Annotated in this window: 14 protein-coding genes; 12 read left to right on the forward strand and 2 right to left on the reverse strand. The window is 67.7% G+C overall.

Annotated features, from left to right (window positions below):
• Positions 1–116 precede the first annotated feature (116 nt).
• Complete coding sequence (gene groES, locus HF690_RS06065) at positions 117–410, reverse strand: co-chaperone GroES (RefSeq protein WP_113064176.1); 294 nt, start codon at positions 408–410, stop codon at positions 117–119.
• Positions 411–640: 230 nt separating this feature from the next.
• On the opposite strand from groES, the gene cutA reads away from it, so the two are divergent.
• The 10 genes from cutA (at position 641) to purH (ending at position 10,564) form a co-directional block, all read left to right on the forward strand.
• Positions 641–985, forward strand: coding sequence for a divalent-cation tolerance protein CutA (gene cutA / locus HF690_RS06070; RefSeq protein ID WP_168608814.1), 345 nt, complete (start codon positions 641–643; stop codon positions 983–985).
• Positions 986–1,041: 56 nt separating this feature from the next.
• On the forward strand, positions 1,042–3,249 hold the full coding sequence (locus HF690_RS06075; RefSeq protein WP_168608815.1) for a protein-disulfide reductase DsbD family protein: 2,208 nt from the start codon (positions 1,042–1,044) through the stop codon (positions 3,247–3,249).
• Positions 3,250–3,253: 4 nt separating this feature from the next.
• Positions 3,254–3,868, forward strand: coding sequence for a TlpA family protein disulfide reductase (locus HF690_RS06080; protein WP_168608816.1), 615 nt, complete (start codon positions 3,254–3,256; stop codon positions 3,866–3,868).
• 284 nt (positions 3,869–4,152) lie between these two features.
• Complete coding sequence (gene aroQ, locus HF690_RS06085; RefSeq protein WP_168608817.1) at positions 4,153–4,593, forward strand: type II 3-dehydroquinate dehydratase; 441 nt, start codon at positions 4,153–4,155, stop codon at positions 4,591–4,593.
• 34 nt (positions 4,594–4,627) lie between these two features.
• A complete protein-coding gene (accB, locus tag HF690_RS06090) occupies positions 4,628–5,086 on the forward strand; it encodes an acetyl-CoA carboxylase biotin carboxyl carrier protein (RefSeq protein ID WP_168608818.1) in 459 nt (152 codons plus the stop codon).
• A 17-nt stretch (positions 5,087–5,103) separates the two neighbouring features.
• A complete protein-coding gene (gene accC / locus HF690_RS06095) occupies positions 5,104–6,471 on the forward strand; it encodes an acetyl-CoA carboxylase biotin carboxylase subunit (RefSeq protein ID WP_113064172.1) in 1,368 nt (455 codons plus the stop codon).
• A gap of 107 nt (positions 6,472–6,578) precedes the next feature.
• The gene (prmA, locus tag HF690_RS06100) at positions 6,579–7,478 is read left to right on the forward strand and encodes a 50S ribosomal protein L11 methyltransferase (protein WP_168608819.1); all 900 of its coding nucleotides are present in this window, start codon (positions 6,579–6,581) and stop codon (positions 7,476–7,478) included.
• A gap of 38 nt (positions 7,479–7,516) precedes the next feature.
• The gene (locus HF690_RS06105; protein WP_168608820.1) at positions 7,517–8,326 is read left to right on the forward strand and encodes a zinc-ribbon and DUF3426 domain-containing protein; all 810 of its coding nucleotides are present in this window, start codon (positions 7,517–7,519) and stop codon (positions 8,324–8,326) included.
• Between the two features lie 223 nt (positions 8,327–8,549).
• Positions 8,550–8,807, forward strand: coding sequence for a helix-turn-helix domain-containing protein (locus HF690_RS06110; RefSeq protein WP_240151605.1), 258 nt, complete (start codon positions 8,550–8,552; stop codon positions 8,805–8,807).
• A 173-nt stretch (positions 8,808–8,980) separates the two neighbouring features.
• Complete coding sequence (gene purH / locus HF690_RS06115) at positions 8,981–10,564, forward strand: bifunctional phosphoribosylaminoimidazolecarboxamide formyltransferase/IMP cyclohydrolase (RefSeq protein ID WP_113064168.1); 1,584 nt, start codon at positions 8,981–8,983, stop codon at positions 10,562–10,564.
• An 88-nt stretch (positions 10,565–10,652) separates the two neighbouring features.
• Here the strand turns inward: purH and HF690_RS06120 are convergent, their stop codons facing one another.
• Positions 10,653–11,135: a DUF2782 domain-containing protein gene (locus HF690_RS06120; protein ID WP_240151606.1), complete on the reverse strand. Its 483-nt coding sequence runs from the start codon at positions 11,133–11,135 to the stop codon at positions 10,653–10,655.
• 80 nt (positions 11,136–11,215) lie between these two features.
• Here HF690_RS06120 and polA point away from each other — a divergent pair, with 80 nt between their 5' ends.
• Together polA and HF690_RS06130 are read left to right on the forward strand one after the other, a co-directional pair.
• Positions 11,216–13,975, forward strand: a complete 2,760-nt coding sequence (gene polA / locus HF690_RS06125) for a DNA polymerase I (protein ID WP_168608822.1) — start codon at positions 11,216–11,218, stop codon at positions 13,973–13,975.
• A gap of 367 nt (positions 13,976–14,342) precedes the next feature.
• Positions 14,343–14,561 carry a hypothetical protein gene (locus HF690_RS06130; protein WP_113064166.1) on the forward strand — a complete coding sequence of 73 codons (219 nt, stop codon included), beginning with the start codon at positions 14,343–14,345 and terminating at the stop codon, positions 14,559–14,561.
• Positions 14,562–14,581 lie beyond the last annotated feature (20 nt).

Consider the following 14,581-nt stretch of genomic DNA (forward strand, 5'->3'; position numbering starts at 1 on the left):
ATGGTTCAACCTTTTTCGGTAATCAGTTATGGAAAATCGGAGGTAGGTGCCGGACGGCGTCCCCGCAGCGGTCGGCGCTCGGCATCGGGATGCGGCGCCGGACCGGAGGCGCGGAATCAGCCCTCGATCACCGCCACGATGTCGTCTTCGCGCAGGACCAGCAGTTCGTCGCCCTCGACCTTGACCTCGGTGCCCGAGTACTTGCCGAACAGGACCTTGTCGCCGACCTTGACCGCCATCGGGCGGACCTTGCCGTCGTCCAGGATCTTGCCTTCGCCGGCGGCCAGGACTTCACCGCGGATCGGCTTTTCGGTGGCCGAATCGGGGATGACGATGCCGCCTGCGGAGACCTTCTCCTCTTCCAGGCGCTTGACGATCACGCGGTCGTGCAGCGGACGCAGTTTGCTCATGACATTTCCACCAAGTCGTTGATGTTGAAGAAAATTTCACCGCCTTGTTAGCACTCGGCGGTGTTGAGTGCCAATTTTAGCGGCAGCCGATCCCGTTTTGAAGACCGCGCCGCCCTGTCACGCCAGATGGAGGACCCCTGCGACGCTTTCAAGGGCCGCCATGAAAAAAGTCCCCTGCACGCGCTGCCGCGGCTGCGTAGACTGGTCCGACGCTCACGCGACCGAATGCCATGACCGACGCCCGACTGCTGCTGTGCACCTGCCCCGACGAAGCCTCGGCCGCGCGCATCGCCCGCGCGCTCGTCGAGGCGCGCCTGGCCGCCTGCGTCAGCCGCCTGCCCGGCCTGACCTCCACCTACCGCTGGGAAGGCGCGGTACAGGAGGACACCGAAGTGCTGCTGCTCATCAAGACCCGCGCCGCGGCCGTCGCGGCCCTGCAGGCGCGCCTGCTCGAACTGCATCCGTACGACGTGCCCGAGCTGATCGCGCTGGACATCGCTGACGGCCTGCCGGCCTACCTGGACTGGCTGGGCGAAAGCGTCGCTGTAAGCGATTCGCCGCCCGCACGGTCATAATGACTACCTTACCCCGTACGCGAGCCCGCGCTACGAAGCGCGGACCGGAGTCCCCGATGCATCTTCTGTTCCGTCGTTCCGCCCTCCTGCTGCTGACTGCACTGCTGGCCCTGTGTGCGCTGGCGCCGCCGCTGGCCGCGCAGGAAGTCGACGGTCTGCTGCCCGTCGAGCAGGCCTACCAGGTCACCGCCGAAGTGCGCACACCGGGCACGATCCACCTGCACTGGACCATCGCGCCCGACTACTACCTGTATCGCAGCCGCATCTCGGCCAAGGCGTCTGGCGGCGCGGCCACACTGGGCTCGCTGCAGCTGCCCGACGGCCTGAAGGAACACGACGAATACCTGGGCGACATCGAGATCTACCACCACGCCATCGACGCCACGCTGCCCTACACGCTGCAGGACAAGAACGCGAAGACCCTGACGCTGGCGGTGAAGATGCAGGGCTGCCACGAGGTCGATCCGAAGATCTGCTACCCGCCGTACACCAAGACCCTGACCATGACGCTGCCCGGCAACGGCGCGGCCACCCCGGGCAAGGCCGGCGGCAACGATCTGCTGACCGCGATCGGCAAGAACTCCAGCGAGATGCTGACGGACGGCGGCAAGAACGCATCGTCCGGCGACGCCCTGCCGGCCGAGCAGGCCTTCCGCTTCGAGGCCATCGCCACCGCGCCGAACACGCTGCTGCTGCGCTGGAGCATGCCCAAGGGCTACTACCTGTATCGCGACAAGACCCACCTGGCGCTGCTGGACGCCGACGGCGCGAAGCTGGGCACGCCGCAGTGGCCCAACGGCACGGCCTACCACGATGAATATTCCGGCGACAGCATCGTCTACTTCGACCAGGTCGAGGTGCCGTTGCCGATCACGCGCGGCCGCGCCGACCACGTGAAACTGCAGGCGCAGTTCCAGGGATGTCTGGAGGACGGCATCTGCTATCCGGTGATGACCCGCACCGTCGACGTCGCCCTGCCGCCCGGCACGGGCACGAGCAGTCCGGGAACGACGGCCTCGACCGCACATGCGCCTGCGCCGGCCGCGATGTCGCAGTCGCTGCTGACCGTGCTGCTGCTGGCGCTGGGCGGCGGACTGCTGCTGAACCTGATGCCCTGCGTGCTGCCGGTACTGTCACTGAAGGCGGTCAGCCTGATCGAAGGCCGCGAAGGTCCGAAGGTCGCGCATCACCGCGCGCTGGCCTACGCCGCCGGCGTCCTGCTGAGCTTTGCCGTGGTCGGCCTCGCCGTCATCGCGCTGCGCCAGGCCGGCATGGCTTCGGGCTGGGGCTTCCAGCTGCAGCAGCCGGTGTTCGTGGGCGTGCTCGTCTACATTCTTCTGGCCATGGGCCTGAGCTATTCCGGCGTGGTGCATTTCGGTGCCGGGCTGGCCGGAACGGGTCAGTCGCTGACCGCCAAGTCCGGTCTGTCCGGCGATTTCTTCACCGGCGTGCTGGCGGTGGTCGTGGCCAGCCCGTGCACCGCTCCGGCGATGGGCGCGGCCCTGGCCTACGCCTTCGCCGCACCGTGGTACTCGGCACTGCTGGTCTTCCTGGTGCTCGGCCTGGGTCTGGCGCTGCCGTTCCTGCTGATCGGCTACTTCCCGAAGCTGGGCGCTTGGCTGCCCAAGCCGGGCGCATGGATGGAAACGCTGAAGCAGGTGCTGGCCTTCCCGCTGTACCTGACCGCCGCCTGGCTGGCCTGGGTGCTGGCCAACCAGCGCGGCGCGGACGGCGTCGGCCTGCTGCTGGTCGGCGCGGTGCTGCTGGCGCTGGCGCTGTGGTGGATCGAGCGCAGCCGCCATCGCGGCGCGCCGAGCAAGGTGCTGGCCGGCGCCCTGCTGCTGATCGCACTGGTGCCGCTGGCGCTGATCCATCGCGTGCCGACTCCCGCGGCCATGGCGAGTACTCACGCAGACATGGGCATGGTCGCGTTCACCCCGGCCAAGCTGGCCGAACTGCGCAAGCAGGGCACGCCGGTGTTCGTCGACATGACCGCCGACTGGTGCATCACCTGCAAGGCCAACGAGCACGCCGTGCTGAACACCGACGCCTTCCGCGACCTGCTCAAGCGAACCGGCACGGTCTACATGAAGGGCGACTGGACCAACGAGAACCCGGCCATCACCGCCTTCCTGAAGCGCTGGAACTCGCCGGGCGTGCCGGTCTACGTGGTCTTCGGCAAGAACGGTGCGGAAGGTGTGAAGCTGCCCTCCGTGCTGACCGCCGGCATCGTGCGCAGGGCCGTCGAGAAGGCGGCGCAGTAAACCGATGGCCCGCAGCCGAAGCGCCTCGCTGGGCATCGTGCTGTTGGCCGCAGCCGTCGGATTCGGCCTGTTCGGCGTGTACGTGTACGAATACGGCGTACCGCCGAAACTGCTGGACCGCCTGATGACCACGCAGATGGGTCAGAGCATCGCGCAAAGGTTGCTCACGGCCACCGCCCCGGCGCCACCGGCCGGCGTGACCGTGCGTGCACCCGGCGATGCTCTGCCCACTTGGACACTGCCCGATGCCGAGGGCCATCCCCAGCCCCTTGCGCAGTGGAAGGGCCGCACCGTACTGATCAATTTCTGGGCAACCTGGTGCATCCCCTGCCGCAAGGAAATGCCGGCGCTGACCGCGGCGCAGCGCGCGTACGCGGGCAAGGCGCAAATCGTTGGCATCGCGATGGACGACCCGCAGGCCGTGCGCGCCTTTCTCGCCGATCACCCTACGGGCTACCCGACCCTGCTCGGTGAAGGCGTGAAACCCGACCCCCGCGCCGTGCTAGGCAACACGCGCCTGGCCCTGCCTTTCAGCGTGCTGGTCGATTCCGATGGCCGCATCGTGCGCACGCACCTGGGCCCGCTGGGCGCCCGGCAACTGGCGCAGTGGCTTCGCTGAACCGTCTTTCCACGTCGACCTGAGCGCTCGACGGTCGCCCATCGCCCGACGGCTGGACCGCCGGACTCGTGTTGCGATCGCGTCACGAACGTCCCGCCATCGACCGCGAAGGCACCGGCACAGTGCGCCCACGGGCGGTTTCACGCGCCACCTGCGCCACTGACCCGGAATTTGTGACGCGAACGTCAAAGAACGTCGCCGAACTACGCCGAACTGGACAATTCGAATTCTCACGCGCACACTTGCGCCTTCGGCGATGCACGTCGCGTTCAGTGAATATCTTCGTGGCCAAGATTCTTGCCCTGCACGGCCCCAATCTGAATCTGCTCGGCGTGCGCGAACCCGAGCGCTACGGCACGCGCAGTCTGGCCGAGATCAACGCCGATCTCGCCGCGCGGGCCGAAGCCGCCGGACATGAATTGTCCTGGTTCCAGTCCAACGCCGAGCACGAGCTGATCGCCCGCGTGCATCAGGCCCGCGACGAGAGCGTGGACGCGATCCTGATCAACCCGGCCGCGTTCACCCATACCAGCGTGGCCCTGCGCGACGCGCTCGCCGCGGTGGAGATCGACTTCGTCGAGGTGCATCTGTCCAACCTGCAGACGCGCGAACCGTTCCGCCGTCATTCGTATTTTTCCGACCTGGCCGTCGGCGTGATCGCGGGCTTCGGCCCCGACAGCTACCGGCTGGCGCTGGAAGCCGTGTTCGCACGGCTTGCCGGCTGATCCCTTTCGACCTACTGCTGACAAGGTTCATCCCATGGATCTGCGCAAGATCAAGAAACTGATCGACCTGCTCGAAGAGTCCAACCTCTCCGAACTCGAAATCAAGGAAGGCGAGGAAGTGGTTCGCCTGTCGCGCGTGCCCGCAGGCGGCGTGACCGTCGCGGCCGCGCCCGCCCCCGTGGCTCCGGCACCGGCCGCACCCGCTCCGGCCGCCCAGCCCGCAGCCGCTCCTGCCGAAGCCGCCGACGACACGCCGGCCGGTCACCAGGTGAAGGCGCCGATGGTCGGCACCTTCTACGCCGCTTCCACGCCGGGCGCCGACCCGTTCGTGAAGGTCGGCCAGAAGGTCAAGGCCGGCGAGACGCTGGGCATCATCGAAGCGATGAAGATGTTCAACCAGATCGAGGCCGAAACCGCCGGTACCGTGGTCGCCATCCTGGTCGAGAACGGCCAGCCGGTCGAATTCGACGAACCCATGTTCGTGATCGCCTGACCCGCCGGGAACGCGCCATGCTAGACAAAGTCGTCATCGCCAACCGCGGCGAAATCGCCCTGCGCATCCTGCGCGCCTGTCACACGCTGGGGATCAAGACGGTGGCCGTGCACTCGACCGCCGACCGCAATCTCAAGCACGTGGGCATGGCCGACGAGGCCATCTGCATCGGCCCCGGGCCGAGCGCGCAGAGCTACCTCAACATTCCGGCACTGATCGCCGCGGCCGAGGTCACCGACGCCAGCGCCATCCATCCCGGCTACGGCTTCCTTTCGGAGAACGCCGACTTCGCCGAGCAGGTGGAGCGCTCGGGCTTCGTCTTCATCGGACCGAAGGCCGACACCATCCGCCTGATGGGCGACAAGGTCGAGGCCATCAAGGCCATGAAGGAAGCCGGCGTGCCGTGCGTACCCGGTTCCGGCGGCCCGCTGGACGAAGACGTGGAACGCAGCCAGCGCATCGCCCGCGAGATCGGCTATCCGGTCATCATCAAGGCGGCCGGCGGCGGCGGTGGGCGCGGCATGCGCGTGGTGCACACCGAAGCGCATCTGGGCAACGCCATCGCGACCACTCGCTCCGAGGCGCGCGTCGCCTTCGGCAACGACCAGGTCTACATGGAGAAATTCCTGGAGAACCCGCGCCACGTGGAGATCCAGGTGCTGGCCGACGGCCAGGGCAACGCCATTCACCTGGCCGAGCGCGACTGCTCCATGCAACGCCGTCACCAGAAAGTCGTCGAGGAAGCGCCGGCGCCGGGCATCACTCCGGAGCTGCGCGCCGAGATCGGCAAGGTCTGCGTCGACGCCTGCATCCGCATCGGCTACCGCGGCGCGGGCACCTTCGAATTCCTGTTCGAGGACGGGCGTTTCTACTTCATCGAGATGAACACCCGCATCCAGGTCGAGCATCCGGTGACCGAACTCATCACCGGCGTCGACCTGGTCCGCGAGCAGCTGCTGATCGCCAGCGGCGAGAAGCTCTCGATCAAGCAGGAAGACCTGGAGATCAACGGCCACGCCATCGAGTGCCGCATCAACGCCGAGGACCCGGACAACTTCATGCCCAGCCCCGGCACCATCAAGCGCTTCGAGGCCCCGGGCGGTCCCGGCGTGCGTGTGGACACGCACATCTACGACGGCTACAAGGTGCCGCCGACCTACGACTCGATGATCGGCAAGCTGATCGTGCACGGCCCCGACCGCGCCACCGCCATCGCGCGCATGCGCATCGCGCTGTCGGAGATGGTCGTGGAAGGCATCAAGACCAACGTGCCGCTGCAGCAGCGCATCATGGACGACGGCGGCTTCCAGACTGGCGGCCAGAACATCCACTACCTGGAAAAGCGCATCGCCGAGCGCAAGGAAAAAGCCATCGGCATGGGCTGAGCGCCGACCCGGCGCTTGCACACCGAACGGAACGCCGCCCTGCTTCGGGGCGGCGTTCGACCTTCCGGCCCCGCACGCTGCGGCGCCCCGACCTGCGACCACCGAACATGCCCTGGCTCGAACTTTCCCTGACCCTGCCCGCTGACCGCCAGCCCGAGTGCGAAGACGCGCTGGAAGAGCTCGGCGCGCTGTCGGTCACGCTGCAGGATGCCGACGCCGAGACACCGGACGAGCGAGCCATCTTCGAACCCGGCGTGGACCAGACGCCGCTGTGGAGCCGCGTGGTGCTGACGGCACTGTTCGAGGACGACGCCGATCGCGCATTCATCGCCACCGAACTGTGCCGCGTCCTGCCCGAACTGCAGCCGGCGCAGCTGGACTTCCGCGCGGTCGCCGACCAGGACTGGGAACGCGCCTGGATGGACCAGTTCAAGCCCATGCGCTTCGGGCGCCGTCTGTGGATCGTGCCGTGGAACGACGAAACGTTCGCCGAACCCGACGCCGTGGTGGTGCGCCTGGACCCCGGCCTGGCCTTCGGCACCGGCACGCACCCGACCACGGCGCTATGCCTGGAATGGCTGGACGGCCTCGACCTCGACGGCCGCAGCGTGACCGATTACGGCTGCGGCTCCGGCGTACTGGCCATCGCCGCCCTAAAGCTCGGCGCCGCCCGCGCCCTGGGCGTGGACAACGACCCGCAGGCGCTGACCGCGACCCGCGACAATGCCGAGCGCAACGGCGTCGGCGATCGTCTGGACGTCCATCTTCCCGAGGACGCGCCGGACGCGCCGGCCGACGTCTTCGTCGCCAACATCCTCGCCGGTCCGCTGAGTGAGCTCGCCGAACGCTTCGCCGCGCTGGTGAAGCCGGGCGCGCCGTTCGCCCTGTCCGGCATCCTCGACGGCCAGCAGCACGAACTGCTGGACTGCTACGCGCCGTGGTTCGAGGACCTGCGCACGCAGCAGCGCGAGGACTGGATCCGCATCGACGGACGCCGCCGCGCCTGAGCCGCCTCGCGCGCCGCGGCTTGGCATACAATCGAACCATGTACGCCCAGTGCCCCGAATGCCTGACCGTCTTCTCGTTCGACGCCGAGACCGTCGCGCAGGCGCACGGCACCGTCGCGTGCGGCAAGTGCGGCGCGACCTTCGACTGCCTGCCGACACTGACCGAGCAGCTGCCCGAGGAAACCTACGAGACGCTGCCGGTGCACCCGTCCAGCCCGGCGCCGCCGGTGCTGATGATGAGCGTGGTGCGCGCCGGTCCCGAGGACGCCGTGCAGGCGCCGCTGTTCGCGCACGCACCGCCTGCCGCAGAAGACGAGGACGACGCACCCGCCGGCATGCCCTCGTTCGCACGGCTGCAGCGCCTGCCGCAACGCACGACGCACCGCGTGGGTCGCTGGGTGGCCGTCTGCGGCGCGCTGGCGCTGGTGCTCGCGGCGCAGCTGGTCTGGGCTGAACGCCGCCCGCTCACCGCCAACCCGAACACACGTCCCTGGATGCAGACCCTGTGCGGCTGGCTCGGCTGCACGCTGCCGCCGGTCGCCGACCTGAGCAAGCTGGAACTGATCTCGCGTGATGTGCGTCCGCATCCCTCGGTGCCGGGTGCGCTCATCATCAGCGCCACGGTGCGCAACGATGCCTCGTTCACGCAGCCGTATCCGGTCGTCGCGATCACGCTCTCGGACCTGGACGGCAACCGCATCGCCATGCGCCGCTTCCGTCCCTCGGACTACCTCGACGACCCGGCGGCTCAATCCGCCGGCCTGGCCGCGGGCGCCAGTGCCTCGCTGGTATTCGAGGTAAAGGATCCCGGCAAGAAGGCCGTCGCCTTCGAGTTCAGCTTCCAGTAGATTCGCCGAGCCCTGCGCCCGATCACGGACATCGCCCGCTGTCGCGCTACAAAATAAGACGCGCGCCGAGTAGACTGCTGTTTCTCGCGCGCATGCCTTCGGCAGGATCGCCGACCGGCGGCGCGAGCCCGCAGCACGAACGAACAAGAACCGGCGACCTCGTAGCCGCCGCATATGGAGCATCCAGGGGAACATGCACGCCAACGCCGTCCGAATGCCTCGCATGGAAGTCGACACGTCCGACTCCGGCCGCAGCGCACTCAACGAATGCGTCAGCCGTACCGTCCGCCGTTATCTTGTGGACATCGGCGACACCCCCTGCGACGACGGTCTGTTCGCCCTGGTCATGCGCGAAGTCGAAGCCCCGCTGCTGCGCGAAGTGATGGACTTCCACGACAACAACCAGAGCCGCGCGGCCGTCGCGCTCGGCATCAACCGCGCCACCCTGCGCAAGAAGCTGGCCGCGCACGGCCTGCTGTAACGCGTCGATTCCGGCGCGACTCGTCGTCGCGCCCCGGTCGAGACCCGATCCGCGCACCGCGCTGTCCTGCCCGCGCGTCTGCATTCCGCCGCCTTGCGGCGATCGGTCATAAGCGGTTCGGAACCCTGCCGGCAGCGGCTATACTTGCCGTTTTCCCGCATCAAGGCCCGACCATGTTCGACGCAACCCTGACCCCGGTCCGACGCGCGCTGCTCAGCGTCTCGAACAAGAACGGCCTGGCTGAACTGGCCAGCGGCCTGGACAAGCTGGGCGTCGAACTGATCTCCACCGGCGGCAGCGCGCGCGCGCTGCGCGATGCGCACCTGCCCGTGCGCGGCGTCAGCGAGATCACCGATTTCCCGGAGATCATGGACGGTCGCGTGAAGACGCTGCACCCGAAGATCCATGGCGGCCTGCTGGGTCGGCGTCACACCGACGACGCGGTGATGAGCGAGCACGGCATCGAGCCGATCGACCTGCTGGTGGTCAACCTGTACCCGTTCGCGCAGACCGTCGCGCGACCGGACTGCACCCTGGACGACGCCATCGAGAATATCGACATCGGCGGCCCGGCGATGCTGCGCGCGGCGGCGAAGAACCACGACCGCGTGCTGGTGGTAGTCGACCCGGCCGACTACGCCGAAGTCATCCAGACCCTGCACGAACACGGCGGCACCAGCATCGCCCTGCGCCGCCGGCTCGCGGCCAAGGCCTTCGCCCACGCTGCGCAGTACGACGGCATGATCGCCGACTGGCTCGGCGCGCACACCGGCGAGGACGAGGAAGGCCCGTTCGCGCCGACCCTGCACATGGCGCTCGACCGCAAGGCCACGCTGCGCTACGGCGAGAACCCTCACCAGGGTGGCGCGCTGTACGTCGAGCGCGACGCACCCGCACAGGGCATCGTCGCCACCGCGAAGATCCTGGCCGGCAAGGAACTGTCCTACAACAACATCGCCGACGCCGACGCCGCGCTGGAATGCGTGAAGGCGTTCCAGAACGTGCCGGCCTGCGTCATCGTCAAGCACGCCAACCCGTGCGGCGTGGCGCTGGGCGCGAACATCGCCGAAGCCTACGACCGCGCACACGCCTGCGATGCCACGTCGGCCTTCGGCGGCATCATCGCCTTCAATCAGCCGCTGGACGCCGACACCGCGCGCATGATCGTCGAGCGCCAGTTCGTCGAGGTGGTGCTGGCGCCGAGCATCCCGGCCGACACCCTGGCCGTGTTCGCCGACAAGCCCAATGTGCGCGTGCTGGACACCGGCGCGTGGCCGGAACAGCCGGCCGCCACGCTGGACTACAAGCGCGTCGCCGGCGGCCTGCTGGTGCAGGACAGCGATCGCGACACCCTGCTGGCCGACGACCTGAAGGTGGTCAGCAAGCGCGTGCCCGACGCCGACGAACTGCGCGACCTGCTGTTTGCCTGGCACGTGGCGATGTACGTGAAATCCAACGCCATCGTCTACGCCAACAAGGGGCAGACCGTGGGCATCGGCGCCGGCCAGATGAGCCGCGTGATCTCCGCGCGCATCGCCGCGATCAAGGCCGCCGACGCCGGTCTGGATGTGCCCGGCAGCGTGATGGCCTCCGACGCCTTCTTCCCGTTCCGCGACGGCATCGACGCCGCCGCCGAAGCCGGCATCCGCGCCGTGATCCAGCCGGGCGGCTCGCGCCGCGACGAGGAAGTCATCGCCGCCGCCGACGAGCACGGCATGGCGATGGTGTTCACCGGCATGCGCCACTTCCGCCACTGATACGCAAGGCGCCCGGACAAGCCGGGCACCGATGCACTACACATTCTGTCCCGCCCCGGCTGCGCGCATGCGCTCCGGGGCGATGTCGTTACTGGCCGTCGCCAGCCTTCTTCTTGGCCGGACCGCCCCACTGGTAGATCGTGTAGTAGACCGGCTTCACCGGCGGCTGGCCGGCCTGACGCTGCAACACGCCCTCGCTGTTGGCCATGTAGGTCTGCGGAACGCCGTGGGCCGGAATCACGTGGATCATGTACAGCTTGCCGTTGATCCGGTACTCCTCGACCTTGTCCTTGCCCACAGTGCGCACGTCCACGGTCGGCGGCGGGTCACCGCGCAGGTCGCGCTGCGCGCCGCCACTGCCGACGGCCGGCAACTCGGGCAGACCGCGTAGGCCGCCCTTCTGCGCGCTCGACGCCGGCGCAGAGGCAGCCGGCGCGGCCTGCACGCCGGGATCGCTCATGCCCGGCGGCGGCGGCACCGGCGCGCGCTGATCCGCGTTCTGAGCCTGGACGGAGGCGCAGGCCAGCAGGGCCGTGGCACCGAGAACGAATAGCGTGGAATGACGTGACATGGGCGCACCTCCTGAATGCAGGCACAGGATAGCAGCGACCCGGGTGCGCGAACGTGAACGGGCCATGCGAGAATTCCCGCATGGCTTCCATGATTCTGATCGACGGGTCCTCGTACCTGTATCGCGCGTTCCACGCGCTTCCGCCGCTGACCAACGCCGAGGGTGAACCCACCGGCGCCCTGTTCGGCGTGGTCAACATGCTGCGCGCCACGCTGAAGGCCGGCGCCGACTACGTCGCCTTCGTGCAGGACGCATCCGGCCCGACCTTCCGCGACGAGATGTACGACCAGTACAAGGCCAATCGTCCGCCGATGCCCGACGACCTGCGCGGCCAGATCCAGCCGATGCTGGACATCGTCGAGGCGCAGGGTTTCCCGATCCTGCGCGTGCCCGGGGTCGAGGCCGACGACGTCATCGGCACCCTGGCGCGGCAGGCTGCGGACCAGGGCATCGAGGTAGTCATCTCCACCGGCGACAAGGATTTCGCGCAGCTGGTCGACCAGCACGTGACGCTGGTCAACACCATGACCAACACGCGCACCGACGAGGCTGGCGTGAAGGAGAAGTTCGGCGTCGCGCCCGAGCGCATCGTCGATTTCCTGGCGCTGACCGGCGACAAGGTCGACAACGTGCCCGGCGTGGACAAGTGCGGACCCAAGACCGCCGCCAAGTGGCTGGACAAGTACGGCTCGCTGGAAAACCTGATGCAGCAGGCCGACGACGTCGGCGGCAAGATCGGCGAAAACCTGCGCGCGGCGCTGGACCATCTGCCGCTGTCGCGCGACCTGGTCACCATCAAGACCGACGTCGAGCTCGATGTCGGCCCGACCGATCTGGCGCTGCGCGAAGCCGACGTCGAACGCCTGCGCGAGCTGTACACGCGCTATGACTTCCGCGCCGCACTGAAGGATCTGGACAACGGCGAGACCAAGGTCGAACCCTCGTCCGCTGCCGAGCAGGCCCCGGCCACGCAGACGCTGCGCGACGCCACCGAAGCACCTTCGGACGATGCGGCCCGCCCCGGCGAATACGAACTGGTCACGACCGAGGAACAGCTGAAGGCCTGGGTCGAGCGCCTCGAACACGCCGACCTGATCGCCTTCGACACCGAGACCACCTCGCTCGACGCGCTGCGCGCCGAGATCGTCGGCGTGTCGCTGGCGGTGGAGCCGGGCAAGGCCGCCTATATCCCGGTCGCGCACGACTATCCTGGCGTACCAAAGCAGCTGGACCGCGCCACCGTGCTCGCGGCGCTGAAGCCGGCGCTGGAGGATCCGGAACGGCCGAAGGTCGCCCAGCACGGCAAGTACGACATCAACGTGCTGGCCAGCCATCTGCTCGGCGAGCACAAGGTCGAGGTGCGCGGACTGGCCCACGACACCATGCTCGAATCCTACGTGTGGAACGCCACCGCCACGCGCCACGACATGGATTCGCTGGCGTCGCGCTATCTCGGCTACACCACCACCAAGTACAGCGAGGTCGCCGGCAAGGGCGCCAAGCAGATCGGCTTCGCCGAGGTCGACCTGGACACCGCCGGCCACTACGCCGCCGAGGACGCCGACATCACCCTGCGCCTGCACCACGCGCTATGGCCGAAGCTCGAATCCGAGGCCGGTCTGAAGGCCGTCTACACCGATATCGAGATGCCGCTGGTGCCGGTGCTGGCGCGCATGGAAAAGCGCGGCGTGCTGATTGACGTCGACAACCTCAAGCACCAGAGCCAGGCGCTGGGCAAGCGCATGCTGGAGATCCAGAAGCAGGCCTACGAGCACGCCGGCCGCGAATTCAATCTGGCCTCGACCAAGCAGCTGCAGGCCATCCTGTTCGACGAACTCGGCCTGCCGGTGAAGGTGAAGACCTCCAAGGGCGCGCCGTCGACCAACGAGGAAGCGCTCGACGCCATCGTCGACGAACACCCGCTGCCGCGCCTGATTCTGGACTACCGCGGTCTGGCCAAGCTGCGCTCGACCTACACCGACAAACTGGCGGAGATGGTCAACCCGGACACCGGCCGCGTGCACACCAGCTATCACCAGGCCGTGGCCGCGACCGGCCGGCTGTCCTCGTCCGACCCCAACCTGCAGAACATTCCGGTGCGCACCGAGGAAGGTCGGCGCATCCGCCAAGCCTTCGTCGCGCCGAAGGGCTGGGTGGTGATGGCCGCCGACTATTCGCAGATCGAGCTGCGCATCATGGCGCACCTGTCCGGCGACGAAGGCCTGCTGAAAGCCTTCCGCGAAGGCGCCGACATCCACCGAGCCACCGCCGCCGAGGTCTTCGGCGTGCAGCCCGAGGAGGTCGACAGCAACCAGCGCCGCGCCGCCAAGGCCATCAACTTCGGCCTGATGTACGGCATGAGCGCGTTCGGCCTGGCGCGCAACCTCGGCATCGACCGCGGCGAGGCGGCCGACTACATCGCCCGCTACTTCGCGCGCTACCCCGGCGTGCGCGAATTCATGGATCGCACCCGCGAGAAGGCGCACGAGACCGGCTTCGTGGAGACGCTGTTCGGCCGCCGCCTGTATCTGGACAATCTCAAGGCCCGCAACCAGGCACTGCGCGCCGGCGCGGAGCGCGCCGCCATCAACGCGCCGATGCAGGGCACCGCCGCCGACATCATCAAGCGCGCCATGCTCACCGTCGACGCCTGGCTGATCGGCCGCGACGACGCCAGCATGCTGATGCAGGTGCACGATGAACTGGTGTTCGAGGTACGCGAAGATGCCGTCGAGGCGATCCGCGAAGGCGTGACCGAACGCATGCAGGGCGCGGCCGACCTGGCCGTACCGCTGATCGTCGAGGTCGGCGTCGGTGCGAACTGGGACGAGGCGCATTGATCCGCCGCGCCACCGAAAATCCTCGGCCATGCCGAAAGTCATGGTCGAAAACGATCGCAAATCATTGATTTTAATATCAATGAATCGATCCTGAATTTTTTTCCGAAAACGTGCAACTTTCCCACACCAGCTGCATCTAATCCCATGAACGCACGCAATGGCGTTCACCTCACTCACCTCCCTGAGTGAACCCCCCGAGATAACGGGTCCTCCCCATGACCCTTATCCCAGCCCCGGGCGTCCCCCCCTGACTCCCGGGGCATTTTTATGTCCGGCGCGGAAACCTGAACAAACGGCGCAGCCCGAGGCACGGCTCCTGCCTGCGCGTTGCTATGATCGAGCCTTCGACAATCAAGGAGAACCAAGCATGCGTATCGCGCTGATGGTGATCGGCATCATTCTTCTCATCGCAGGCATCTGGGTACTGGCCGGACACGGGAGCTACAGCACCACCGAAACCGTCGTCAGCGTCGGTTCGCACGCACTCAAGGCGACCCACGACAAGGCCATTCCGCAGTGGGCCGGCATTGCCGGCGTGGCCGTCGGCGGTGTGCTGACCCTGGCCGGCCTGCTGCGCAAGCGCTGATCGGCGCCTCGCATCGCGCT

Source organism: Oleiagrimonas citrea, assembly GCF_012395255.1.
Classification (GTDB): domain Bacteria; phylum Pseudomonadota; class Gammaproteobacteria; order Xanthomonadales; family Rhodanobacteraceae; genus Oleiagrimonas; species Oleiagrimonas citrea.

Coding starts and splice junctions, on each gene's coding strand:
- groES (WP_113064176.1), bottom strand. CDS start 410: ATGAGCAAACTGCGTCCGCTGCACGACCGCGTGATCGTCAAGCGCCTG.
- cutA (WP_168608814.1), top strand. CDS start 641: ATGACCGACGCCCGACTGCTGCTGTGCACCTGCCCCGACGAAGCCTCG.
- HF690_RS06075 (WP_168608815.1), top strand. CDS start 1,042: ATGCATCTTCTGTTCCGTCGTTCCGCCCTCCTGCTGCTGACTGCACTG.
- HF690_RS06080 (WP_168608816.1), top strand. CDS start 3,254: ATGGCCCGCAGCCGAAGCGCCTCGCTGGGCATCGTGCTGTTGGCCGCA.
- accB (WP_168608818.1), top strand. CDS start 4,628: ATGGATCTGCGCAAGATCAAGAAACTGATCGACCTGCTCGAAGAGTCC.
- accC (WP_113064172.1), top strand. CDS start 5,104: ATGCTAGACAAAGTCGTCATCGCCAACCGCGGCGAAATCGCCCTGCGC.
- prmA (WP_168608819.1), top strand. CDS start 6,579: ATGCCCTGGCTCGAACTTTCCCTGACCCTGCCCGCTGACCGCCAGCCC.
- HF690_RS06105 (WP_168608820.1), top strand. CDS start 7,517: ATGTACGCCCAGTGCCCCGAATGCCTGACCGTCTTCTCGTTCGACGCC.
- HF690_RS06110 (WP_240151605.1), top strand. CDS start 8,550: ATGGAAGTCGACACGTCCGACTCCGGCCGCAGCGCACTCAACGAATGC.
- purH (WP_113064168.1), top strand. CDS start 8,981: ATGTTCGACGCAACCCTGACCCCGGTCCGACGCGCGCTGCTCAGCGTC.
- HF690_RS06120 (WP_240151606.1), bottom strand. CDS start 11,135: ATGTCACGTCATTCCACGCTATTCGTTCTCGGTGCCACGGCCCTGCTG.
- polA (WP_168608822.1), top strand. CDS start 11,216: ATGGCTTCCATGATTCTGATCGACGGGTCCTCGTACCTGTATCGCGCG.
- HF690_RS06130 (WP_113064166.1), top strand. CDS start 14,343: ATGCGTATCGCGCTGATGGTGATCGGCATCATTCTTCTCATCGCAGGC.